Annotated in this window: 21 protein-coding genes and 1 tRNA gene; 9 read left to right on the top strand and 13 right to left on the bottom strand. The window is 63.8% G+C overall.

Features of this window, described 5'->3' with window-relative positions:
• Positions 1-963: a homoserine kinase gene (locus tag FJ949_RS08315; RefSeq protein ID WP_140494958.1), complete on the top strand. Its 963-nt coding sequence runs from the start codon at positions 1-3 to the stop codon at positions 961-963.
• The gene (rnhA, locus tag FJ949_RS08310) at positions 960-1,493 is read left to right on the top strand and encodes a ribonuclease HI (protein WP_140494956.1); all 534 of its coding nucleotides are present in this window, start codon (positions 960-962) and stop codon (positions 1,491-1,493) included. Before FJ949_RS08315 ends, rnhA begins: the two co-directional genes overlap by 4 nt.
• 155 nt (positions 1,494-1,648) lie before the next feature.
• Here rnhA and FJ949_RS08305 read toward each other — a convergent pair whose 3' ends face one another.
• The 3 genes from FJ949_RS08305 to FJ949_RS08295 all read right to left on the bottom strand — a co-directional run bounded on the left by FJ949_RS08305 (position 1,649) and on the right by FJ949_RS08295 (position 3,505).
• Positions 1,649-2,128, bottom strand: a complete 480-nt coding sequence (locus FJ949_RS08305) for a DUF2938 domain-containing protein (RefSeq protein WP_140494954.1) — start codon at positions 2,126-2,128, stop codon at positions 1,649-1,651.
• Positions 2,129-2,130: 2 nt separating this feature from the next.
• Positions 2,131-2,613 (bottom strand): peroxiredoxin, encoded by a 483-nt coding sequence (locus FJ949_RS08300; RefSeq protein WP_140494952.1) that lies wholly within the window; start codon positions 2,611-2,613, stop codon positions 2,131-2,133.
• An 85-nt stretch (positions 2,614-2,698) separates the two neighbouring features.
• The gene (locus tag FJ949_RS08295) at positions 2,699-3,505 is read right to left on the bottom strand and encodes a protein-disulfide reductase DsbD domain-containing protein (protein WP_140494951.1); all 807 of its coding nucleotides are present in this window, start codon (positions 3,503-3,505) and stop codon (positions 2,699-2,701) included.
• 169 nt (positions 3,506-3,674) lie between these two features.
• Here FJ949_RS08295 and FJ949_RS08290 point away from each other — a divergent pair, with 169 nt between their 5' ends.
• Entirely contained in the window at positions 3,675-4,283 is a 609-nt protein-coding gene (locus FJ949_RS08290; protein WP_140494949.1) for a YqgE/AlgH family protein, read from the top strand.
• 22 nt (positions 4,284-4,305) lie between these two features.
• Here FJ949_RS08290 and FJ949_RS08285 read toward each other — a convergent pair whose 3' ends face one another.
• Genes FJ949_RS08285 through thrC form a run of 4 tightly spaced genes read right to left on the bottom strand, consistent with a single transcriptional unit; the run spans position 4,306 to position 10,514 of the window.
• Entirely contained in the window at positions 4,306-7,194 is a 2,889-nt protein-coding gene (locus tag FJ949_RS08285) for an EAL domain-containing protein (RefSeq protein WP_140494947.1), read from the bottom strand.
• 3 nt (positions 7,195-7,197) lie between these two features.
• Positions 7,198-7,794 carry a GNAT family protein gene (locus FJ949_RS08280; protein ID WP_140494945.1) on the bottom strand — a complete coding sequence of 199 codons (597 nt, stop codon included), beginning with the start codon at positions 7,792-7,794 and terminating at the stop codon, positions 7,198-7,200.
• Between the two features lie 15 nt (positions 7,795-7,809).
• Positions 7,810-9,102 (bottom strand): pitrilysin family protein, encoded by a 1,293-nt coding sequence (locus FJ949_RS08275; protein WP_140494943.1) that lies wholly within the window; start codon positions 9,100-9,102, stop codon positions 7,810-7,812.
• A gap of 14 nt (positions 9,103-9,116) precedes the next feature.
• A complete protein-coding gene (gene thrC / locus FJ949_RS08270) occupies positions 9,117-10,514 on the bottom strand; it encodes a threonine synthase (RefSeq protein WP_140494941.1) in 1,398 nt (465 codons plus the stop codon).
• 129 nt (positions 10,515-10,643) lie between these two features.
• Between thrC and FJ949_RS08265 the strand changes: the two genes are divergently transcribed.
• A complete protein-coding gene (locus FJ949_RS08265; protein WP_140494939.1) occupies positions 10,644-11,369 on the top strand; it encodes a hypothetical protein in 726 nt (241 codons plus the stop codon).
• A gap of 34 nt (positions 11,370-11,403) precedes the next feature.
• Here FJ949_RS08265 and FJ949_RS08260 read toward each other — a convergent pair whose 3' ends face one another.
• Positions 11,404-12,093 carry an HAD family hydrolase gene (locus FJ949_RS08260; protein WP_140494937.1) on the bottom strand — a complete coding sequence of 230 codons (690 nt, stop codon included), beginning with the start codon at positions 12,091-12,093 and terminating at the stop codon, positions 11,404-11,406.
• A 165-nt stretch (positions 12,094-12,258) separates the two neighbouring features.
• On the opposite strand from FJ949_RS08260, the gene FJ949_RS08255 reads away from it, so the two are divergent.
• Complete coding sequence (locus tag FJ949_RS08255) at positions 12,259-13,392, top strand: site-specific DNA-methyltransferase (RefSeq protein WP_140494936.1); 1,134 nt, start codon at positions 12,259-12,261, stop codon at positions 13,390-13,392.
• 66 nt (positions 13,393-13,458) lie between these two features.
• On the opposite strand, the gene FJ949_RS08250 is transcribed toward FJ949_RS08255, so the two are convergent.
• Both FJ949_RS08250 and mutY read right to left on the bottom strand, forming a co-directional pair.
• The gene (locus FJ949_RS08250; protein ID WP_140494934.1) at positions 13,459-14,070 is read right to left on the bottom strand and encodes an HAD family phosphatase; all 612 of its coding nucleotides are present in this window, start codon (positions 14,068-14,070) and stop codon (positions 13,459-13,461) included.
• Positions 14,067-15,281 (bottom strand): A/G-specific adenine glycosylase, encoded by a 1,215-nt coding sequence (mutY, locus tag FJ949_RS08245; protein WP_140494932.1) that lies wholly within the window; start codon positions 15,279-15,281, stop codon positions 14,067-14,069. Before mutY ends, FJ949_RS08250 begins: the two co-directional genes overlap by 4 nt.
• 56 nt (positions 15,282-15,337) lie before the next feature.
• On the opposite strand from mutY, the gene FJ949_RS08240 reads away from it, so the two are divergent.
• The 3 genes from FJ949_RS08240 to smc all read left to right on the top strand — a co-directional run bounded on the left by FJ949_RS08240 (position 15,338) and on the right by smc (position 20,297).
• Positions 15,338-15,838 carry a DUF721 domain-containing protein gene (locus FJ949_RS08240; RefSeq protein WP_140494930.1) on the top strand — a complete coding sequence of 167 codons (501 nt, stop codon included), beginning with the start codon at positions 15,338-15,340 and terminating at the stop codon, positions 15,836-15,838.
• Between the two features lie 142 nt (positions 15,839-15,980).
• Positions 15,981-16,724: a DsbA family protein gene (locus FJ949_RS08235; protein WP_140494928.1), complete on the top strand. Its 744-nt coding sequence runs from the start codon at positions 15,981-15,983 to the stop codon at positions 16,722-16,724.
• A 114-nt stretch (positions 16,725-16,838) separates the two neighbouring features.
• On the top strand, positions 16,839-20,297 hold the full coding sequence (smc, locus tag FJ949_RS08230) for a chromosome segregation protein SMC (protein ID WP_140494926.1): 3,459 nt from the start codon (positions 16,839-16,841) through the stop codon (positions 20,295-20,297).
• A 78-nt stretch (positions 20,298-20,375) separates the two neighbouring features.
• Here smc and FJ949_RS08225 read toward each other — a convergent pair whose 3' ends face one another.
• From FJ949_RS08225 to FJ949_RS08215, 3 genes are all read right to left on the bottom strand, one after another.
• The gene (locus tag FJ949_RS08225; RefSeq protein WP_140494924.1) at positions 20,376-20,744 is read right to left on the bottom strand and encodes a VanZ family protein; all 369 of its coding nucleotides are present in this window, start codon (positions 20,742-20,744) and stop codon (positions 20,376-20,378) included.
• Positions 20,745-20,810: 66 nt separating this feature from the next.
• A tRNA-Gln gene (locus tag FJ949_RS08220) sits at positions 20,811-20,885 on the bottom strand.
• 133 nt (positions 20,886-21,018) lie between these two features.
• On the bottom strand, positions 21,019-21,363 hold the full coding sequence (locus tag FJ949_RS08215; RefSeq protein WP_140494922.1) for a VOC family protein: 345 nt from the start codon (positions 21,361-21,363) through the stop codon (positions 21,019-21,021).
• Positions 21,364-21,577: 214 nt separating this feature from the next.
• Here FJ949_RS08215 and ppdK point away from each other — a divergent pair, with 214 nt between their 5' ends.
• The gene (ppdK, locus tag FJ949_RS08210; protein ID WP_140494920.1) at positions 21,578-24,256 is read left to right on the top strand and encodes a pyruvate, phosphate dikinase; all 2,679 of its coding nucleotides are present in this window, start codon (positions 21,578-21,580) and stop codon (positions 24,254-24,256) included.
• Positions 24,257-24,269: the final 13 nt, after the last annotated feature.

Genomic DNA, 24,269 nt, shown 5'->3' with positions numbered 1-24,269 from the left:
ATGGCGGTCTACACCGACGTTGCGGAAGGCGAACTCGGCGCATTCCTGAAGCACTACCCAGTCGGCGATCTCCTGTCCTACAAGGGCATCGCGGAGGGCACCGAGAACTCGAATTTTTTGCTGCACACCTCCAGCGGCTCCTACATCCTGACGCTCTATGAAAGACGGGTCGAAAAGGCGGATCTGCCGTTTTTCCTCGGGTTGATGGGCCATCTCGCCAAAAAGGGTGTGTCCTGCCCGCTGCCGGTAACCGCGCATGACGGCAGCGTCATCGGCACGCTGGCGGGCCGGCCGGCCGTCATCATCACTTTCCTCGAGGGTCTCTCGCTCCGGCGGCCGACATCGATCCATTGCGCCGAGGTCGGCAAGGCGCTGGCCTCCCTGCATCTGGCCGGTGCCGACTTTCCGATGACCCGCCCCAATGCGCTCGCCATCGACGGCTGGCGCAAGCTCTGGTCGGCAGCCCGCGACCGTGCCGACGAGGTCGAGCCGGGCCTTGCGGCCGAAGTCGACGCCGACTTCGCCGACTTCGAGCGGAATTGGCCGAAGGGTCTCCCGGAAGGCATCATCCATGCCGATCTTTTCCCGGACAATGTGTTCTTTCTCGGCGAGAAGCTCTCCGGCCTGATTGATTTTTATTTCGCTTGCAACGACCTCTACGCCTATGACGTCGCCACATGCCTGAACGCCTGGTGTTTCGAGAAGGATTTTTCCTTCAATCTCACCAAGGGCAAGGCGCTGCTTGCCGGCTACCAAGGTGTGCGGCCTCTGAGCAATCAGGAAAAGGCGGCACTTCCGATGCTGGCACGGGGCTCGGCGCTGCGTTTCATGCTGACCCGGCTGTATGACTGGCTGACCGTTCCCGATGGCGGGCTGGTAATGAAACGCGATCCGACCGAATACATCAGAAGAATGCGGTTTCATCGGACGATCAAATCTGCTTCGGAATATGGGCTGGCATGAGCAAACACGTTGAGATCTTCACCGATGGCGCCTGTTCGGGCAATCCCGGCCCGGGCGGCTGGGGCGCGATCCTGCGCTTCAATGGCGCCACCAAGGAACTATCGGGTGGCGAGGCCGAGACGACCAACAACCGTATGGAATTGCTTGCCGCCATCTCGGCGCTGAATGCGCTCAAGGAACCTTGCACGGTCGATCTTCACACCGACAGCAAATATGTCATGGACGGCATTTCAAAGTGGATCCATGGCTGGAAGAAGAACGGCTGGAAGACCGCCGACAAGAAGCCCGTCAAGAACGGCGAACTCTGGCAGGCGCTGGATGAAGCCAATCGGCGTCACAAGGTCACCTGGATCTGGGTCAAGGGCCATGCCGGCCATACCGAGAACGAACGCGCCGACGAACTTGCTCGTGAGGGCATGGCGCCGTTCAAGAAGGGCCCGGTCAGGCTTGTTTCTACCCCACCCAAGCCGGTCTCGCAGTCCAAACAGCCGGCGGTGGCAAAGGCGCGGCGTTCGACCCAAAGCTATTGAATTCCGGGGCGGCACCATCCCCAGGCTGGGATCTCTGTCATGCCGGGCCTGCGCTATGTGACGCATCCCCAGGTTCAGGTGGCCGGAATGGGACGACGCGCGCCGAATTGTCCACGGGTGGCGGCCGATCGGCAGGCCGGCACAGCCGCAGATCCTCAGCGGATCAGCAGCGCCGTACCGTAGAGTCCGAAAGCGAACACGGTGTGTGACACCAGATTCAGCGCCCGTACCTTCATCGGGTTGGGCCGCTTCGACGCTGCCCAGCCCGCGCCCATGCCGGGCGCCAGCAGGAACCAGCCGGCGCCGACCGTGACCATGCCGAGGATGAAAGCCGGCAGGAAAGTCGGCGCGACAAGCCAGCCCGCTCCGGCCACCACGACAAGGATGATGCCGTAGACGATGCCGACAAAATAGTGAAAGGCCCAGCCCAAAGCCGATTCGTGTACATAGGGCGTCGCATCGCCAATATCGTCGTGAAAGACTTTTTCCCGTAAATGCCAGACCCAGCGGCCAACGGGGGCCCAGTTCGGCCGTGCTTGACCGAACATCTTGTAGAGAAGAAAGGCCCAGACATCCATCAACAGCGTGGCGCCGATGCCGATCGCCACGCTACGCCAGGCGATGTCGAACGTCATGGTCAGAGCAGTTCGAGGATCTTGGCGGCGCCGGATTCATCGACGCCCGGCTTGGTCTCGACATTGAGCGACGTGACCTTGCCGTCATCGACGATCATTGAAAACCGCTTCGACCGAAGACCCATGCCTCCGCCGGAGAAGTCGGCGTCGAGGCCGATCGCCTTGGCGAAGTCGCCATTGCCGTCGGCGAGGAACAGGATCTTGCCCTCACCGCCGGTGAAGCGCGCCCAGGCGCCCATGACATGGACGTCGTTGACCGAAACCACGGCGATCGTATCGACACCGCGCGCCAGGATGGCGTCGCGGTTCTCCAGGTAGCCGGGCAAATGATTGTTGCTGCAAGTCGGCGTGAAGGCGCCCGGCACGGCAAACAGCACGACCTTCTTTCCCGCAAAAATCTCGGCCGTCGTGATCGGCTTGGGACCGTCGGCAGTCATCGTCTTGAACGTCGTATCGGGCAGTCTGTCGCCAGCGGAAATAGTCATGAGTTCCTCGCTTGGGAGAATGGGGAAGGACGTAGCCTTGGGTAGCGAACTATGCGGTTTCCCGCAACCATCGCGGGGGGCTGGATCAAGGGAAAGGCAAGAGCCCTTCGACCGCGCCTGCCGAACTCGTCAGCGTATAGTGAAGTCCGCCATCCGTGGGTGTCGTCGATGGCCGGTCGAGGATCGGCACGGTGAAGACCAGCTTGCCGTCCTTCTGGCTACGGGCCGGCGAACCGAACATGTAGTCGCGGTCTCCTGCGACGAAGAAGTCCGCCGCTTCCGGATCGCCGGGAAAGCTCGCCTCCACAACCAGCGTTTCATGGTCGCCCGGCAGCACGTTGATGCCGAAGTCGGATCTTGCCGGCGCGGGCAAGGCGGCGAAGCTCGCCTTGACCAGCTCCGCGTCCTCGGCATTGTCCGGGTCGGAGCCGGGGTCGACGGTCAGCCGCGTCTGCACAGGGATGCATATCGTCTCGCAAATGCCAAGGAAAATGTCGGCGTCGATGACGGACGGATCCTTCGCGGCCGACAGCGTGAACGTCACCGGCAGCGAGACCGGATAGTCGTAGCCCGCCCATTTGCCGTAGCCGTCGTCATTACGCTTCGGCGCCGGGAAGGAGAGGCTGGCATCGGAAATGTTGGTGCTGGCCGAGATATCGAGTTGCGGCGGCACACCCGCGTCGCCCGGGTCGCGCCAATAAGTCTTCCAGCCAGGCTTGAGCGCTATGTCGAGAACGCCCCGGATGCGGCCGGCATCGTCGGGCTTGCCGCTCGTCACCAGCCTTACCTTGCCGCCTTCGCTGTTGTACCAGGCGGACGAAGAGGCGGCGGCTGGGAGTGTGATTGCCGATCCGACAGCGGCGCCGAGCAACAGGATTTTCAAGCTTTGCATGGTGATGATTTGATCGTCCGTTCATGGCCGTGCAATGATTTCATGGTCTTGCCGGTATCATATTTGCGTGACCTTTGCCGCAGGTAATGATCGGCCGGCGGAACGGGCTTGGTCGAAAACCGGCGCGGTACATCTTTTCGGCGCCCGGGAAACGCGTTACGCTCTGATCATGGACTTGTTGCGCCACAAGAAGACGGCCGCCGGCAGCGGCTTTCTCGACGATCAGTTCCTCATTGCCATGCCCGGCATGAAGGACGACCGTTTCACGCGCTCGGTCATCTACATCTGCGCCCACAGCGATGAGGGCGCGATGGGCCTGATCATCAACCAGACGCAGCAGATGCTGTTTCCGGACCTTTTGGTGCAACTCGGCATCATGAACGAGCACGAGGCGATCCGGTTGCCCGCCCGTACCCGTGATTTCGTCGTTCGCAATGGCGGGCCCGTCGACCGCAGCCGCGGCTTCGTGCTGCATACGGGCGATTACCGGGTGGAGTCTTCGCTGACCGTTTCCGACGATGTCTGTCTGACCGCGACCGTCGACATATTGCGCGCCATATCGTCGGGCCGGGGACCCCGTCACGCGCTGATGGCGCTGGGTTATTCGGGCTGGGGCGCCGGCCAGCTGGAAACCGAGATAGCCGAAAACGGCTGGCTGACCTGTCCGGCTACTCCGGAGCTTCTGTTCGATACCGACATCGAGCGCAAATACGATCGGATTCTTGCCTCGATCGGCATCGACCTCGCCCATTTGAGTGTAGCGGCCGGCCACGCCTGAGCTCCAGCGGCGTGAAAGCCAATTACGCCTGCGTCAGCGGATACTGTTCCTTCAGCGTCTTCAGCACCTGATCCCCGGGCATCGGGGCGCCGAACATGAAGCTCTGCACATATTCGCAGCCCATCTGGCGCAGCTCCAGCGCGTCGCGCTCGTCCGAAATGCCTTCGGCGACCACCGACAGGCCGAGCTCATGCGCCATGCTGACCATGGATTTGAGCAGCACGGCGCGTTTGGGCGTGCTGTCGTCCACGAAACTCTTGTCGATCTTGATCGTGTCGAAGGGAAAGCGCGTCAGATAGGCGAGCGAAGAATAGCCGGTACCGAAATCGTCGAGCGACAGGCCGATGCCGAGCTGCTTCAGCTTGGTCAGCACATGGGCAGTCTGCTCGGGATTGTCCATAACCAGCGATTCCGTGAGCTCGAGCCGGAAGCAGCGCGGCTTCAGATTGGCCCGCGCAATCACGGAGCGGACGTCGCTGACCAGGTCGCGGCGGATGAGCTGGCGGCTGGAGAGGTTGACCGAAACCGACAGCGGCGCGTCGCCGATCTGCTTTTGCCATGCCGCCAGATCCTCGGCGGCCTGCTGCATGGCGAACAGCCCAAGCTGTACGATCAGCCCGCAGCTTTCGGCGACCGGAATGAAATCCGCCGGCGGGATCATGCCGCGGCGCGGATGGTCCCAGCGCAGCAATGCCTCGAAGCCGGCGACGCTGCCATCTTCCAGCCGAACGATCGGCTGGTAGGCAAGCGTGAATTCGCGCCGTTCGATGGCGCGGCGCAGGTCGGATTCGAACTGCAGCCGATCGGTGCCGACGGCGCGGAAGGCCGGACGGAACGGTTCGATCCGGTCGCCGCCGAAGCGCTTGGCCTGGTGCATGGCAAGCTCGGCGTCCTTGACCATGTCCTCGGCCGAGGTCTGCGCCGAGGTCCAGGTGATCAGCCCGATCGAGGCGGTCAGCACGATCTCGCGCTTGGCAAAGGTGATCGGGGCGTTGATGGCATGCTTGATGGCGTCCGCCACCGCCGCGATGCGGGCCGGGTCCTGCTCGGAAAGCAGCATCAAGGCGAACTGGTCGCCGGCGAAGCGTGACAGCGAGTCCTTCGGCTTCAAGAGCCGGTGCAGGCGTCGCGCGATGGTGAGCAGGATGGTGTCGCCGGCCGAGATGCCGAGCCCGTCATTGACCTGCTTGAAGCGGTCGATGTCGATGACGAAGACGGTCGGGCGCACCTTCTCTTCGGTCCGTGCGATCGAGATGATCGCCTCGAGCCGGTTCATGAACAATTCGCGATTGGGCAGGCCGGTGAGGTTGTCGTGCACCGCGTCGTGCAGCAGCCTCTCCTCGGATTTTTTCTGCTCGGTGACGTCAACCATGGTGCCGACACAGCGGATGACCTCACCGTCCGATCCGATAACCGGGCGCGCGCGCAGCGCAAACCAGTGATAGTGGCCGTCGGCGCCGCGCAACCGGAAGTTCTGCGCCACCTTGCCGCGACGGTGCTCGAGCACCACGTCGAGCGTGGTGCGGAACGTGTCGCGGTCATCGACATGCAGCACCGGCAGCCAGTTGCGGGCTGCACCCCCCAGGCTGTTGGGGGCGAGGCCGAGCTGGATGCTGACGTCGGGCTTGGTGACGACGCGGTCGCGCAGCACGTCCCAGTCCCACACCGTGTCGCCCGAGCCGGCCACCGCCAGCGCCTGCCGCTCGAGGTCGGAGAACAGACCCTGGTGCAGCGCGCCGCCGGCAAAGGCATGCTGCATGACGGTGAAGCCGATCAGCAGGATGATGAGGATCAGACCGCCGCCAAGCGCCGGCTGGGCGATGTCGTTGTCGAGCATGCCGGTTATCGCCATCCACGATCCGCATAGCCACAACAGCACCATCACCCAACTGGGCACCAGCATGATGGCACGGTCATAGCCGCGTATGCCGAGGAAGATGATCAGGCCGAGCCCGGTCAGCGCGGTGGCGGCGAAGGACAGCCTGGCGATGCCCGCGGCGACCGCCGGGTCGACGATGGCGACGCCGGCGATCAAGAGCAGCCCGAGGATCCAGACCAGCGCCCCATAGCTGAAATGGCCGTGCCATCGGTTGAGGTTGAGATAGGCGAACAGGAACACCACGAAGGTCGCCGCCAGGGCCACCTCCGTTCCCGCCCGCCACATCTGCTCGTTGCCGGGCGATATCTCGATGATCTTGTTGAGGAAGCCGAAATCGACGCAGATATAGGCAAGCACGGCCCAGGCGAGTGCCGCGGTCGCGGGGAACATGGAGGTTCCCTTGACCACGAACAGGATGGTCAGGAACAGCGCGAGAAGCCCGGCGATGCCGATGACGATGCCGCGGAACAGCGTGTAGGAATTGACTGAGTCCTTGTAGGATTCCGGGTCCCAGAGATAGACCTGCGGCAGCTTGGGCGAGGCGAGTTCGGCGATGAAGGTGATCACCGTTCCCGGGTTCAGCGTCACCCGGAAGACGTCGGCGTCCGGGCTGCTCTGGCGGTCGAGCGCAAAGCCTTCGCTGGGCGTGATCGCGGCGATACGGGTCGAGCCGAGATCCGGCCAGAAGATGCCGGAATTGACCAGTCGGAAATGCGGCGCCACGATCAGCCGGTCGAGCTGCTGGTCGGTGGTGTTGGCAAGCGCGAACACGGCCCAGTCGCCGGTGGAACGGGCGTCATTGGCCTCGACCTCGATGCGTCGCACGATGCCGTCGGGTCCGGGCGCGGTCGAAACCTGGAAGTTTTCGCCCTGGTTGCGGTAGATTTCCACGGCGCCGGACAGATCGAGCGCGACATCGTCGCGAGCGATCTTGATCGGTTCGACGGCAAAGGCCGAGGACGCCGCCCACAGCGTCAGGATCGTCGCGAGGACAAAGGCGAACAGCGGCCCGTTGCGCAGGAATTTCGTCAAAAATCAGTCCTTCGTTCCAGCGCCTGGCGGATCGTCCGCGATCCGGGCGTAGAGGTAGTGGTCCTGCCAGATGCCATTGATCCTGAGGTAGGATCGCAGAAGTCCTTCGCGCCGGAATCCGGCTTTTTCAAGCACACGGATCGACCTGATATTGTCGGGAATACAGGCCGCTTCGATCCGGTGCAACCTCAGCGTATCGAAGGCGAAGCGGGTCACGACCTTGACGGCGTCGGTCATCAGGCCACGACCGCCGAAGCGCTCGCCGATCCAGTAGCCGACATGCCCGCTCTGCGAGACCCCGTGGCGTATGTTGCCGAGCGTAATTCCGCCAGCCAACCTGCCGCTCGACTTCTCGAATATGAAGAAGGCGATCGCGGTTCCCTGCGCATAGTCCTCGCGGTAGCGGCTGATGCGCAGTCGCCATGCCGCCCGGTCAAGCTCGTCCGGCGCCCAGCGCGGCTCCCATGGTTCGAGGAATGCCCGGCTCTCGCCGCGCACAGTCGACCACTCCCGGTAGTCATTGGTGAACGGCACGCGCAGCGTCACGCGGTCGCCCTTCAGTGCCGGCAGGTCGCGGCGAAAGAAAGGGAGCGCGAACACGGCGCTTGTGCGGGCTTAGACGGCGAGCTTGCGGGCCGTGGTGGGCGTGCCCGGAAGCGAATCGAGGATCGCTTCGTATGGCGCCAGCGTACCCACGGGCCCTACAGCGGTAAGCGTCGGTTTGGTCGAGAACAGCCGTGACGACAGGTCGGTCAAACGATCGACCGTCAGCGCCGAGAGCCGCTCCATCAGTTCCTCCTTGGCGATCGGCCGGCCGAACAAGAGCAGCTGTCGCGCGATCTGCGAGGCGCGGCTGGCCGGACTTTCCGCCGACATGATCAGACCTGCGCGGTATTGTGCGCGCGCCCGGTCCAGCTCTTCCTGCAGGATGTTCTCGCCGGCCTTCTGCAATTCCTCGATGATGACGGGCACCAGTTCGGCGATGTCGCTCTGCCCGGTCGCGGCATGGACGCCGAATATGCCGGTGTCGGAAAAGCCCCAGTGGAAGGCATAGACCGAATAGCACAGGCCACGCTTTTCGCGGACTTCCTGGAACAGCCTGGACGACATGCCGCCGCCGAGGATCATCGACAGCACCTGCGAGGCGTAGAAATCGCGCACATGGTAGGCGCGGCCTTCGAAGCCCAGCACGATCTGCGCGTCCATCAGGTCGCGGTCCTCGCGGAAATCGCCGCCGACATATTGCGCATATTGCGGGATGGTGTTGTCGGCCTTGGTGCGGAAGCCGCCGAGCTGCTTTTCCACTTCGCGCACGAAATTGTCGTGCTTGATGTCGCCGGCGGCCACGATCACCATGCGTTCGGCGCCATACTGGCGCTCGATGAAATCGTGCAATTGCTTCGAGGTAAAGGATTTGACGGTTTCCGGCGTGCCCAGAATCGAGCGGCCGATGGTCTGGTGGCGAAAGGCCGTCTCGGTGAACCGGTCGAACACGATGTCATCGGGCGTGTCGTGCGCGGCGCCGATTTCCTGCAGGATCACGTGCTGCTCGCGTTCGAGCTCCTGCGGATCGAATTCCGATTCCTGCAGGATGTCGGCAAGAATGTCGACGGCCAGCGGCACGTCGTCGGAGAGCACCCTGGCATAGTAGGATGTGGTCTCGACGCTGGTGGCGGCGTTGATCTCGCCGCCCACGTCCTCGATCTCCGATGCGATCTCGAAGGCTGTTCGCCGCTTTGTGCCCTTGAACGCCATGTGCTCGAGCAGATGGGCCATGCCATGCTCTTCGTCACGCTCATTGCGGGCACCCGACTTGACCCAGGCACCCAGGGCAACCGATTCGATGCTTGGAAGGGTTTCGGTGGCGACTGTCAGGCCGTTCGACAGACGGCTTACCTCAACACCCATATGGTTCGTACTCCTTAACGCGCCGCTCGCGCACGGCGGCTGACGTAATCTTCCACCATTTTCAGGTCGGATGGAAGTACCGTGTATTTTTCCTCCGATGTCATCAACCCACCTAGCCATGCGGGCAGCGCGGGTGACACGCCGCTGGCGGCCTCGACGGCGGCCGGGAATTTTGCTGGGTGCGCAGTGCCCAGCACCACCATCGGCACGGCATTCGAAGCCTTGCCGGCCGCGACATGCACGGCTGCCGCGGTATGCGGATCAAGCAGGTAGTTGCTGGCCGCGAGCGTCGAGCGGATCGTCGCGGCGACCTCGTCCATATCTGCGCGGCCGGCATCGAATTCGGCTCGCATCCCCGCGATTTCCGTGGCTTCTATGGTGAAGGCGCCGGATTGTTTGAGCCCGGCCATGTAGCGCCGCACGGTCGCCGGGTCGCGGCCCGACGCCTCGAACAGCAGGCGCTCGAAATTCGACGACACCTGAATGTCCATGGAAGGCGAGGTGGTCGCGAACACGCCCTTGGTGCGGTATTCGCCGGTCGCGAAAGTGCGTGCCAGTATGTCGTTGTCGTTGGTGGCGATGACCAGCCGATCGATCGGCAGTCCCATTTTTTTGGCGGCGTAACCGGCAAAGATATCGCCGAAATTCCCTGTGGGCACGGTGAAGGAGACGGGGCGATCGGGCGCGCCGAGCGACAGGGCCGAGGAGAAATAATAGACGATCTGGGCCATGATGCGGGCCCAGTTGATTGAATTCACCCCCGACAGCGAGACACGGTCGCGAAAGCCGTGATCGTTGAACATGTCCTTGAGCATGCCCTGGCAATCGTCGAAATTGCCTTCGATCGCCAGGGCATGCACGTTCTCAGCCTTCGATGTCGTCATCTGCCGTTGCTGCACCGGCGACACGCGGCCATGCGGGAAGAGAATGAAGATGTCGGTGCGGCTGCGCCCGGCGAAGGCGTCTATCGCTGCTCCGCCGGTGTCGCCCGATGTGGCGCCGACGATGGTGGCATTCTGGTTGCGTTCGGCGAGCACATGGTCCATCAGCCGGGCGAGCAACTGCATCGCTACGTCCTTGAAGGCGAGCGTAGGTCCATGGAAGAGTTCGAGGACAAAAGCGTTGGGGCCGGTCTGGACCAGCGGGCAGACAGCCTCGTGGCGGAAGGTGGCATAGGCCTCCCGCACCAGACGCTCGAACACGGGGGCCGGGATTTCGTCGCCAAGAAACGGCGACAGCACCCGGATGGCCAGTTCGGGATAGGCCAAGCCGCGCATGGCGCGGATCTCGGCCATCGAGAATTGCGGCCACTGGCGCGGCACATAGAGCCCGCCGTCGCGTGCCAGGCCTGTCAGGACGGCATCGCAAAACCCAAGCGCGGGCGCCTCGCCGCGGGTACTCACATATTGCATCGTCACAATTCCGTTACTGCCTTGGGTTTTCGACCCACGCAAGGTGGTTAATTTCTACGCTGGCTCAGTCGCATTTTTGCCGCGCGGTTGATATACGTCACCAGCTTTGCGAGAGGGAAGTGCAGTTTCATGGCGTTTCATACATTCAGCGGTCGCTTTTTCGCGGGTCTTGCGCTCACCGGCTTTATGCTTGCCGCCGCCGGCTGCCAATCAGGCGACAACGGTATGCTGAACCTGGGTTTTGGCAAGAAGGACCCGACCGCGCCACCGCCGCCGCAGGACCCCAAGATTCTGGCCAGCCAGTTGAATGCCTATTGCCCGAGGGTGATGCTTCGCGACGGCACGGCATTCTTCAACACCTACGCCAACGAAGCCCGGAAGCCCAGGCCCAAGCTCAAGAAGACCGGCGACGCCGCGCAGGATGCCGCGGCCCAGGCTGCGGCCGATGCTGCCGCTGCTACTCCGCCGGACGATTCGGCGAGGGTCATTTATCAGGCCTCGATCAGCGACGTGACCCGCGATTGCAGCCGCGCCGACGGACAGCTGACGATGAAGATCGCCGTCGCCGGCAAGATCGTGCCGGGGCCGAAATTCACGCCCGGCACCATCACCATGCCGATCCGCACCGCGGTGATGCATGGCACCGAGGTGCTTTATTCGCAGATCCACCAATATCAGGTCCAGGTTACCGACCCCTCGGTCGCCACGCAGTTCGTGTTCACCGATTCCAACATCGTCGTGCCGGCGCCGACGGCGCAGGATTATCAGGCCTATGCCGGCTATGATGAAAATGCGCCGAAGGCCGCGACCGACAAATCGAAGAAAAACAGGAAGAAAGCCGCCGCGACCAACTAAATCCGCAGGGTGCTCGTCGGGGCCTAGCGGACGCTCACACGTCCGCCGACCATTCTGATAGGGCGACCAGCGTGCCGCTCAGATCCGCCCAGCGGCGGATCACCGTCTCGGCGCCCGCCTCCGTCAGCGCATCGGCATGGCCGGGATAGCTATGGGCGGCGCCCGTGAACCCGATGACACGCATTCCTGCCGACCTTGCGCCGGTCACGCCGTGCACGGAATCCTCGATGACGAAAGTGTTTGCCGGATGGGCGCCGAGCTTTTCGGCGGCGAACAGGAACACGTCCGGAGCCGGTTTGGTTTTTCCGGTCGGCGTCTCCATCGCGGAGAAGATGCGCCCGGCAAAGAATGGCAGCAGATGCACCTTCTCCAGCATGAATTCTATCCGCTCCGAGCGTGAGTTGGAGCAGATGCAACGTTGCGCCGTCACCGAGGCGACCGCTTCGCGCACGCCCTCGATGGCACGAACGTCGCTGCGCAGTTTCCGGTCGACCAGCTCTTCGGCGCGATCGATCAGCGAAACCTGGAACGGGATGTTGGACTTCTCCTCAACCCGCATCAGAATGTCCTTGAACGTCAGCCCCGCATAAGTCTCGGCAATCTCCTCGGCCGAGATTTCGTACCCGGACAAGGTCAGGAGCTCGGCCTCGACGCGCGCGGCGATGATTTCGGAATCGACGAGCACGCCGTCGCAATCGAAGATGACAAGGTCTGGCTGGGGCATGGTGATCCGGGCAATGAGAACGGGCAGGCTTCAGGCGGCGCGGCATACACCAACGGGCACGTCGGCGCAAACCGGCGGCGTCCGATCGCTGCCCTTCACCGAATATTTACGCTGATCGGTAACCATAACCGGGAGTAAACAGTAACGCGTGCCTTGGGTGTAAAAATGTCAGCCGTGCGTCTTGTCGACGAGCTTTCCCATGCTCCCCAGCAATCCGAATGGCTGGACACGATCCTGAAGGGCGACTGCGTCGCGGCGCTCGACCGGCTGCCCGAAAAATGCATCGACGTCATCTTCGCCGATCCGCCCTACAATCTGCAGCTCGACGGCGACCTGCACCGGCCCGACCAATCCAAGGTCGACGCGGTCGACGACGACTGGGATCGGTTCGAGAGCTTCGAGGCCTACGATGCCTTCACGCGCGCCTGGCTGCTGGCCGCGCGCCGGGTGCTGAAGCCCAACGGCACCATCTGGGTCATCGGCTCCTATCACAACATCTTCCGGGTCGGGGCCAAGATGCAGGACCTCGGCTTCTGGATCCTCAACGACGTCGTATGGCGCAAGACCAACCCGATGCCGAATTTTCGCGGCCGCCGCTTCCAGAACGCGCATGAGACGATGATCTGGGCCTCCCGCGACCAGAAGGGCAAGGGCTATACCTTCAACTACGAAGCGTTGAAGGCGTCGAACGACGACATACAGATGCGTTCCGACTGGCTGTTCCCGATCTGCACCGGTGGCGAGCGGCTGAAGAACGACAATGGCGATAAACTGCACCCGACGCAGAAGCCGGAGGCGCTGCTCGCCCGCGTCATGATGGCCTCGACCAAGCCCGGCGACGTCGTGCTCGATCCCTTCTTCGGCTCCGGCACGACAGGCGCGGTGGCCAAGCGCCTTGGCAGGCATTTTGTCGGCATAGAGCGCGAGCAGGCCTATATCGACGCCGCCAATGAACGCATCGACGCGGTGCGGCCGCTCGACGGCGCGGACCTGACCCTGCTCACTGGCAAGCGCGCCGAGCCTCGCGTCGCCTTCGTCAGCCTGATCGACACCGGGCTGGTGACGCCCGGTGCTACGCTCTACGACGCCAAGAAGCGCTGGGCGGCCAAGGTTCGCGCCGATGGCACGGTGGCGATCGGCGACAGTGCCGGATCGATCCACAAGATCGGCGCCGAAGTTCAGGGCCTGGATGCCTGCAACGGCTGGACCTTCTGGCACTATGAGCGCAGCGGCGGCCTGACCCCGATCGACGAACTGCGTCGCATCGCGCGTCTCGGCATGGAAAGGGCAGGGGGCTGACCCTGCCGATTGCCGCGGCCTTGGCGTTGGTTCAAAGTCTCAACGAAGTACTGGAAGCGATTCAAATCACGCCTTGATTCCGAGCCGCTCAAGGTCTGCTTGAAGTGTCTTGGCATCGGTGAACAGCACTGCCTGCCAGCCGGCCGCTTTGGCGCCGTCGACATTCTTCTGGCTGTCGTCGATGAACAGCGTCGCGGACGGTTCGAGCTCGAACGCGGCGACGTGATGGTCGTAGATGTCGCGATCCGGCTTGATCTTGCCGATCTCACCCGAAATGGTGACACCGCGCGGACGATTGAGAAAATCGAAGCGTTTGCGCGCTTCGGCCAGCGTATCGGCGGCGAAGTTGGTCAGCATGGTGACATCGTGGCCGCTGTCGATCAGACCGACCATGATGGCGACGCTGTCGTCATAGGCATGCGGCACCATGTCGTGCCAGTGGCGGCGAAAATTGCGGATGTTTTCCGCGTGATCCGGGTGGTCCGCGATCAGCAGCGTTTCCGCCTCTTCCCATGTCCGGCCGCGGTCCTGCTCGATGTTCCAGTCATGCGTGCAGACATTGTCGAAGAACCACTTTCTCTCCTCGGCATCGGGAATAAGCCGGCTGAACGGGATGTTCGGGTCGTAGTGGATCAGCACTTTGCCGATGTCGAACACGATGTGGCGGATTTCAGTCATGGGGCCTCTCTGCACTGTTCGGTGACGGCTTTTTTCGTCGCGCCGGGTATCGCAGCCTCGATTGCCTTTTTCATGACAGTGGGCAGCGCTTCACCCGAAATGTCCGACGGCAGCGACCAGAAATGCCCGGCGGGCGTCTCGCCGGTGCTTCGGGCGAGGAAGATTTCGAGCTCGAGCGCAAAATGGGTGAAGACATGCGCGATCCGGCCGGCTTGTCGCCAGTCGCCGGGAAAGGGTGCGGCCGCCGCTGTGGTCGCGCCGTCCAGCCGCGCCGTCCAGCCGGTCGTCGGCACCTCGGTCATGCCGCCGAGCAGCCCTTTGTCGGCGCGTTTGCGCAGAAGAATGGCACCGTCGCTTCGCACGGCGACGAAGGCTGCGCCGCGCCGCAGCGGTTTGTCGGCCTTGGGCAGGCGCACGGGATATTGTTCAGGATCGCCTGAAACGACCGCGCTGCAGCCCTCGCGCAGCGGGCAAAGCATGCAGCGCGGCCGGCGCGGGGTACAGATCGTGGCGCCGAGGTCCATCATCGCCTGAGCGAAATCGCCGGGCCTCGTCGTGGGAACCATGCGCTCGACACGGGCGCGAATGTCGGCCTTGGCTTCGCTGAGCGGCGTGGCAATGGAGAACAGGCGGGTCACGACACGTTCGACATTGCCATCGACGACGGCAGCCGGCCGGTCGAAAGCGATCGCCGCGATCGCCGCCGAAGTATAGGCGCCGATGCCCGGCAATTCCTTCAAGCCGGCTTCCGTATCCGGAAACCGGCCGTCGCGCCCGGCCACCAGATCGGCACAGGCCTTGAGGTTGCGGGCACGGGAATAGTAGCCGAGCCCTGCCCAGGCTTTCATCACGTCCTCGACGGGCGCCGCCGCCAGCGCCGCGACATCAGGCCATTTCTCGACAAAGGCGCGAAAATAGGCCTTCACGGCTTCAACCGTGGTCTGCTGCAGCATGACCTCCGACAGCCAGATCCGGTAAGGATCGGGCCGCACGCCACGGGCATGGTCGCGCGGGGTCACGCGCCACGGCAACTCGCGATGATGCACGTCGTACCATGCGAGCAGGCGGGATGCGGTATCGCCAGCTTTGCTGCTGTCCCCGGACGCAGCTCTGCTGCTGTCACTAGACGCAGCTTTGCTGCTGTCACTAGACGCAGCTTTGCTGCTGCTGTCCTCTGATATGGCCTTGCGGGTCTGCTCGTGCGGTGCCATTGATCTCGTATCGGCCTCGGCCGGGAAGAGTGGAGGTGGGTGGCTGGAGAACGCACATGGCAGGGAAAAAGCCCTTCGGCAATCCCGTTCCGGTGAGCGATCTCGCCACCGCGATCCTCGATCCGGTGCTGCGCAAGCGGGCGGGCATTTCGGTCAGCCTGGTCCAGTCGTGGGAAGAGATTGCCGGTTCGCGCCTGGCCGGCCATTCGCGCCCTGAAAAGATCCAGTGGCCTCGGCGGCTGCACGAAGACGACCCGTTCGAGCCGGCCGTGCTGGTGATCGCCTGCGAGGGCATGGCGGCGCTCCATCTGCAGCATGAGGCCGGCGAGATCATCAATCGCGTCAATGCATTTCTCGGCTTCACGGCCATCGGCCGCATCAGGATAGTGCAGAAGCCGGTTCTAAGTGAAAAGGCGCGGCCGAAACCACCCGTCAGGCCTCTCAATGAGGCGGAAAAATCAAGACTGTCGCACATCGTCGGCAAGATAGAAGACGATGGCCTGCGTGCCTCTCTGGAGCGGCTCGGCGCCACTATTCTGGGACAAAGAAAGTCATAGCACCGTCGCCAATCTCGCGATTTCGTGATTATAAGCTTCAAGTTTCACGATTGGATTGGGGACGGCGATGCCTTAATTCGCGCCAACTCTCGCCTTTTCGTGCCTTTGCGTTGCAAAATCCAACCCCTGTCAGGTGATTCGTATGAACCGTCCTCCGTTCGGCAAAAGCTTGTCCCGCAGAAACCTGCTGTCTTCGCTGGCCGCCATTCCGGTGGTGGCCGTGCTTGCGGCATGCAGCGACTCTGGTGAGGAAGCCAAGGCGGCCGATGTGAAGCCTGCCGCTCCCGCCGCACCCGCGACATCGGCCACGCCGGCCGCCGTCAAGGCGCCGGAGGCTCAAGGCACCGTCGACATGGCCGAACTGCTTAAGCCCGGCGCATTGCCCGACAAGCAACTCGGCAAGGACGACGCCAAGGTCACGATCGTCGAATACGCCTCGATGACCTGCCCGCATTGCGCGCATTTTGCCGAAACCACCTTTCCGGAATTGAAGAAGAAATACATCGATACCGGCAAGGCGCGCTATATTCTGCGCGAATTCCCGTTCGATCCGAGCGCCGAGGCCGGTTTCATGCTGGCGCGCTGCGCCAAGGACAACTACTTCCCGATGGTGGATGTCCTGTTCAAGCAGCAGGCGAACTGGGTGGGCGTGTCCAACACCAAGGATGCGCTGCTGCAAATCTCCAAGCTCGCCGGTTTTACACAGGAGTCCTTCGAAGCCTGCTTGACGGACCAGAAACTTCTGGACGATGTGAGGGCGGTCCAGAAACGCGGCGCCGACGAATTCAAGGTCGACTCGACGCCGACCTTCTTCATCAACGGAAAGACCTACAAAGGGGCGATGTCGATTGAGGAAATGTCGGCCATCATCGACCCTCAGCTCTGACGTCCTGGCGATGCCGAAGCGGCAGCGCTTCGGCATGCGTGGCCTTTGGCCGTGCTGCGCGCCGCCGCAAACCCGCGGCGCGTTTTCGCAAAAGTCGCTTTCAGGGCGGCGTGAATGAAGTTTTCGCGCCTTCGCCTCCTCGGTTTCAAATCCTTCGTCGAACCAGGCGAGTTCGTGATCGAACGCGGCCTGACGGGCATTGTCGGGCCGAACGGCTGCGGCAAGTCTAACCTTGTCGAGGCGCTGCGCTGGGTGATGGGCGAAAGCTCCTACAAGAACATGCGCGCGTCCGGCATGGACGACGTGATCTTTTCCGGCTCGGGCACGCGCCCGGCACGCAATACCGCCGAGGTCACGTTGTTCCTCGACAACAGCGATCGCTCGGCGCCGGCAGCCTTCAACGACGCCGACGAATTGCAGGTCTCGCGCCGCATCGAGCGTGAGGCGGGCTCGCTCTACCGTATCAACGGCAAGGAAGCGCGCGCCAAGGACGTGCAGCTTCTGTTCGCCGACCAGTCGACCGGCGCGCGTTCGCCCTCGATGGTTGGCCAGGGTCGCATCGGCGAGCTGATCCAGGCCAAGCCCCAGGCGCGCCGCGCCCTGCTGGAAGAAGCGGCCGGCATTTCCGGCCTGCATACGCGCCGCCACGAGGCCGAACTCAGGCTCAAGGCCGCCGAGCAGAACCTCGAGCGCCTGGATGACGTCGTTGGCGAGCTGGAAAGCCAGATCGAAAGCCTGAAGCGCCAAGCACGCCAGGCCTCCCGCTTCAAGAACCTGTCGGCCGACATCCGCAAGGCCGAGGCGACGCTGCTCCATCTGCGCTGGACGCTGGCCAAGGCCCAGGAAGGCGAGGCACGTTCGGCGCTGGCCGTCGCCACCGCCCTGGTTGGCGACCGCGCCGCCGCCCAGATGGCGGCCGCCAGGGAGCAAGGTATCGGCGCGCATCGGCTGCCCGATTTGCGTGACGCCGAAGCTGCGGCGGCCGCGGCCTTCCAGCGCCTGTCGATCGCCAGATCGCAGATCGAGGAAGAAGCCGGCCGCATCCGCGCCCGTCAGGCGGAACTCGAGCGCCGGCTCCAGCAGCTCGACGGTGACATCGCCCGCGAGGAGCGCATGGTGCGCGACAATGCGGATATCCTCGAACGCCTGCGCGCCGAGGAAGCAGCGCTCAACTCCGAAAATGCCGGCGCGGCCGAGCGTGAAGCAACCACCCGCGCCGCCTTCGAACAGGCAGCCGCGACGCTCTCGCAGAGCGAAGCCAGGCTTGCAGCACTTACCGCCGAGCGGGCCGAGGCCGCCGCTTCGCGCAATCAGGTCGAGCGGACGCTGCGCGAGACCGCCGAGCGTCGGGACCGTTTCGCCCGCCAACTCGCCGATGTCGACCGCGAATTGTCGGAAATACTCTCCAAAGTCGCGGGCCTGCCCGACCCGGCCGAGAAGCGACTTCTGGTCGAGGACGCGCTGGCGCGGCTCGAAGAGAGCGAGGCCGGCGCGATTGCCGCCGAACAGGCGGTCGCCGAGGCGCGCGCCGCCGAAAATGCCGCCCGCCCGCCATTACAGGACGCCAGGGCCGAACTGGCGCGCATCGAAACCGAAGCCCGCACGCTGGCCAAGATCCTGAACGCAGCCAGCGGCGATCTCTTCCCGTCCGTGCTGGAACAGATCAGCGTCGAGCGCGGCTATGAGACGGCCTTGGGCGCCGCCCTCGGCGAGGACCTTGACGTGCCGCTCGACCGCAGCGCCCCGGTGCATTGGGGCGAGAGCGCGATCCAGGCCGATGACGCCGCGCTTCCCGAAGGCATCAAGAGCCTGGCCAGCGTGGTACGTGCCCCGGCGCAGCTTGCCCGCCGGCTGGCGCAGATCGGCATTGTCGAAGCCGCCGACGGCCGCCGCCTGCAAGGGCTGCTCGCGCCCGGCCAGAGGCTGGTCAGCCCTGAGGGCGCGCTGTGGCGGTGGGACGGGCTGACCGCCAGCGCCGACGCGCCGACCGCGGCCGCGCAACGCCTGGCGCAAAAGAACCGGCTGGCCGAGCTCGATGCCGAAGCGGTGCAGGCGACGCTTGTGCTGCGCGAGGCCGAGGCGGTGCTCGCACAGGCCGAACAGTCGCTTCGCGAGGCCAGCGAGGCCGAGCGCGCCGCGCGTCAGGCCGGACGCGACGCCCAGCACGGGCTGGACGCCGCCCGCAACGCGCTGGCCGAAGCCGAAAAGGCCGGCGGCGAGTTGGCGAGCCGGCGCGCCGCCCTGGACGAGGCCCGCGCCCGTATTGTCGACAGTCATGAAGAAACTTCGGCCGCCTTTGCTGAGGCGGAAATGCTGCTGCAGGACGCGCCCGATCTCGGCGACCTGCAGATACAGCTCGAGCAATCCTCGGCCAATGTCGCCCGCGACCGCGCCACGCTCGCCGATGCGCGTGCCGTCCATGAAGGGTTGCGGCGGGAGGCCGAGGCGCGTTCGCGCCGGCTCGATGCGATCGGCGCCGAGCGCAGCAACTGGCTGGAGCGCGCCGAGAACGCTTCGACGCAGATCGCCTCGCTGGGCGAACGCAAGTCAGAGGCCGAGGCCGAACGCGAGAGATTGGCCGACGCACCCGACGAGATCGATGCCAAGCGGCGCGCCTTGCTGTCACAGCTCACCGAAGCCGAGACCTTGCGCAAGGCGGCAGCCGACCGTCTGCAGGAAGCGGAGAACAGGCAGGCCGAACTGGACAAGGCGGCCACCGGCGCCATCCAGTCGCTGGCCGAGGCGCGCGAGACTCGTGTCCGCGCCGAGGAGCGCTTGACCGCAGCCGACGAGCGCCGGCTGGAGGTCGAGGCGCGCATCCAGGAGACGCTGAACACGCCGCCACATCTGGTCATCCGCCATACCGGGCTGGAAGCGGACGATCCGATGCCCGAAACGGCCGAGATCGAGCGCCAGCTCGACAGGCTGAAGATCGAGCGCGAGCGGCTCGGCGCCGTTAACCTGCGCGCCGAGGAAGAGCAGAAGGAGCTTTCGGACCGGCTGGAGACCATCGTCTCGGAGCGCGAGGACATTATCGAGGCGATCCGCAAGCTCCGGCAAGCGATCCAGAGCCTCAACCGCGAGGGCCGCGAGCGGCTTCTCGCGGCCTTCGACGTGGTCAACGGCCATTTCCAGCGGCTGTTTTCGCATCTCTTCGGCGGCGGCACGGCGGAATTGCAGCTGATCGAATCCGAGGATCCGCTTGAGGCGGGGCTTGAAATCCTTGCCCGTCCGCCCGGCAAGAAGCCGCAGACCATGACGCTGCTGTCCGGCGGCGAACAGGCGCTTACGGCGATGTCGCTGATCTTCGCCGTGTTCCTCACCAACCCGGCGCCGATCTGCGTGCTCGACGAGGTCGATGCGCCGCTCGACGACCACAATGTCGAACGCTTCTGCAATCTGATGGACGAGATGGCCAAGACCACCGAGACGCGCTTCGTCATCATCACCCACAATCCGATCACCATGGCGCGCATGGACCGGCTGTTCGGGGTGACCATGGCCGAGCAGGGCGTCAGCCAGCTCGTTTCGGTCGATCTGCAGGCAGCCGAAGCCATGCGCGAGGCAAGCTGACTTCACCTTCAACGTGCCGTGCTGAAGCCTGATTTTGAGCGTTGTCTTTCGCGGTAAGGCAGTCGGTTCGGCTTCTTCTCACCTTGCGCGTTGCACGATCCAGGTCGCCCAGATCGCGGCCAGCAGACCGCATGCAATGCCAATGCAATCGGCAACCCAGTCGAGCACGTCGAAATCGCGGCCTATCGCCGTGGTGCCCTGGAGAATTTCTATGGCAGCGCCGACAAAGGCGAGGAAGACGATCAGCGCCGGCTTGTGCCGCGGCCAGCCGAGGCTGCCCAGGAAAGCCAGCACGGCGAATGCGCTGGCGTGATTGAGCTTGTCATAATGGAAGCCGATATCGATTCCGAATTGCTTGAGGCGATGTGCCGGCAGCAGCGCGAGAACGAGGACGGCCAGGAGCGTGACGACAAAGGCAATCCGCTCGGCGACGGAATAGATTCTCATTCTGCTCCAACAACATGTCTCCGGTATAAACCGTAACCTATGTGTCCGGAACGGACCTTGCGCGCTTGGCTGGGGCGCCAGGATTCGAACCTGGGAATGTCGGTACCAAAAACCGATGCCTTACCACTTGGCGACGCCCCAGCAGCTGACATGCGTCGACTGCGCGCGGCCTTATAGGCTGTGCCGGTGGAAAGCTCAATGCCTGGAGATTGCGACTTTCCTGCTGATCCACGACTCCGTTGGCGACGGTCGTCTCATGCGCCGGTCGTGCCGCCTATTCTCCCCACACCGCCATCTCGTTTCCAGCCGGGTCGGCAAAGTGGAACCGCCTGCCGCCCGGAAACGAAAAGATCGGTTTGATGATCGTGCCGCCGGCATTCTCGACGGCGGCCAGCGTCTCTTCCAGATCCTGGGAATAGAGCACCGGCAACGGCTTGGCGGTGGCGTCGCCGCTGTCGGCCTGGAAACCGCCGTCCAGTCCCTCGCTAAAGGCCGAATAGGTCGGGCCATAGTCGGTGAACGACCAGGCAAAGGCGGCGCTGTAGAAGGCTTTCACACTGTCCAGCGTCGCGCCGGTTGCCGGCAGTTCCAGATAGTCGAGTTTTCCGGTGAGCTTCATGATGCACCTCTTCGTTCCCTGTATGTTCTAGTCTTGGACCGTTGCACTGGCAAGTCCTTTTGCCGCAGCTTTTGCTTAATCGATTGTAGCGGCCAAACGGCTTTGCCGACGCCTTGCCTTTCGCATTGCAGCATCATATCCGTCGAAAGTCGGGATATGGCGGGGCTTTCTGTTTCGTCAATCTTTCCAATCTCCTGCAACCGGAGAGCAAAGCATGACCAAGTGGGTTTTCACCTTTGGCGATGGTGCGGCCGAAGGCCGGGCTGGCGACAAGAATCTGTTGGGCGGCAAGGGTGCCAATCTGGCCGAGATGTGTAGCCTTGGCCTGCCGGTGCCGCCGGGCTTCACCATCACGTCGGAGGTCTGCAACGCCTACTATGCCAACGGCCGCGCCTATCCGGCAGGGCTTGAAGCGGACGTCGCCGTGGCGCTGGACCATATCGGCCGGCTCACCGGCCGCCGTTTCGGCGATCCGTCGAAACTGCTGCTTGTGTCGGTGCGCTCCGGCGCCCGCGCCTCGATGCCTGGCATGATGGACACCGTGCTCAATCTCGGCCTCAACGACGAAACCGTCGAGGCGCTGGCCGCCGATTCCGGCGATGCGCGCTTTGCCTATGACAGCTACCGGCGCTTCATCCAGATGTATTCCGATGTCGTCATGGGGCTCGACCACGAGGTGTTCGAGGAGATCCTCGAGGATCAGAAGGCCAGCCTCGGCCATGAACTCGACACGGAACTGACAGCTATCGAGTGGCAAGGCGTCATCGCGCTCTACAAGGCCAAGGTCGAAGAGGAGCTCGGCAGGCCGTTCCCGCAGGATCCGCACGAACAGCTCTGGGGGGCGATCGGTGCCGTGTTCTCGAGTTGGATGAACAACCGCGCCATCACTTACAGGCGCCTGCACGATATTCCCGAAAGCTGGGGCACGGCGGTCAATGTCCAGGCCATGGTGTTCGGCAACATGGGTGAAACTTCGGCCACCGGGGTCGCCTTCACTCGCAATCCGTCGACCGGCGAAAAGCAGCTCTATGGCGAGTTCCTGGTGAATGCGCAGGGTGAGGACGTCGTCGCCGGCATCCGCACGCCGCAGAACATCACCGAGGCGGCCCGCATCGCCGCCGGCTCCGACAAGCCGTCATTGCAGAAACTGATGCCGGACGCCTTCCAGTCCTTCGTCACCATCTCGGACAGGCTGGAAAAGCACTACCGCGACATGCAGGACCTCGAATTCACCATCGAGCGCGGCAAATTGTGGATGTTGCAGACGAGGTCCGGCAAGCGCACCGCCAAGGCGGCGCTCAGGATCGCCGTCGAGATGGCCAGGGACGGCTTGATCTCGAAAGAGGAAGCGGTCGCCCGCATCGATCCCGCCTCGCTCGACCAGCTCCTGCACCCCACCATCGATCCGAAGGCCGCACGCGACGTCATCGGTGTCGGCCTGCCGGCGTCTCCAGGCGCCGCCACCGGCGAAATCGTCTTTTCCTCCGCGGACGCCGAGGATCTCAAGACACAAGGACGCAAGGCTATCCTGGTGCGTGTCGAGACCAGTCCCGAGGACATCCACGGCATGCATGCGGCGGAGGGCATCCTGACCACGCGCGGCGGCATGACCAGCCATGCTGCCGTCGTGGCGCGCGGCATGGGCAAGCCGTGCGTTTCGGGCGCCGGTTCGCTGCGCGTCGACTATAAGGCAGCTACGCTGATGTCGATGGGGCAGACCTTCCGCAAGGGCGACATCATCACCATCGACGGCGGCAACGGGCAGGTGCTCAAGGGCGCCGTAGCGATGCTCCAGCCCGAGCTTTCCGGCGATTTCGCCGCCATCATGGAATGGGCGGATGCGGTGCGGCGCATGAAAGTGCGCACCAACGCCGAAACCCCGCTCGATGCGCGCATGGCGCGCTCCTTCGGTGCCGAAGGCATCGGCTTGTGCCGCACCGAACACATGTTCTTCGATGGCGCCCGCATTATCGCCATGCGCGAGATGATCCTGGCCGACACCGAAAAGGACCGGCGCGCCGCGCTTGCCAAGCTGCTGCCGATGCAGCGAGCGGATTTCCTGGAGCTGTTCGAGATCATGGCCGGTCTGCCGGTGACCATCCGCCTGCTCGATCCGCCGTTGCACGAATTCCTGCCCAAGACCGAGGCCGAGATAGCCGAAGTCGCGGCGGCGATGAATGTTGCGCCGGACAAGCTCAGGCAGCGCACCGAGGCGCTGCACGAATTCAACCCGATGCTCGGCCATCGCGGCTGCCGGCTTGCTGTGTCCTATCCCGAGATCGCCGAGATGCAGGCGCGCGCCATTTTCGAAGCCGCCGTCGAGGCTGGCCGCAAGGCCGGCGCGCTGGTGGTACCCGAGATCATGGTGCCGCTGGTCGGGCTTGTGAAGGAACTCGACTATGTCAAGGCGCGCATCGATGCGGTGGCCAAGAGCGTCATGGACGAAAGCGGCGTCAAGATCGACTACCTGACTGGAACCATGATCGAGCTCCCCCGCGCGGCGATCCGCGCCCATGTCATCGCTGAATCGGCCGAGTTCTTCTCTTTCGGCACCAACGACCTAACCCAGACGACATTCGGCATCTCGCGCGACGACGCGGCCTCGTTCCTGGAGACCTATCGCCAGAAAGGCATCATCGAACAGGATCCGTTCGTATCGCTGGACATCCATGGCGTCGGCGAACTGGTGCGCATGGCCGCCGAGAAGGGCAGGGCGGCGCGGCCAGGGATCAAGCTCGGCATTTGTGGTGAGCATGGCGGCGATCCGGCCTCCATCCGCTTCTGCGAGGAGGTCGGACTGGACTATGTGTCCTGTTCGCCCTACCGCGTGCCGATCGCCAGGTTGGCGGCCGCGCAGGCGGCCGTTCAGGTGGCAAAGGCGGGCCGCGGCTGAGCGCCTGCCGCCG

This window comes from Mesorhizobium sp. B2-4-1, assembly GCF_006442185.1.
GTDB lineage: Bacteria > Pseudomonadota > Alphaproteobacteria > Rhizobiales > Rhizobiaceae > Mesorhizobium.
Note: the sequence above shows the minus strand (reverse complement) of the source record. Positions and strands in the feature narration are given on the sequence as shown.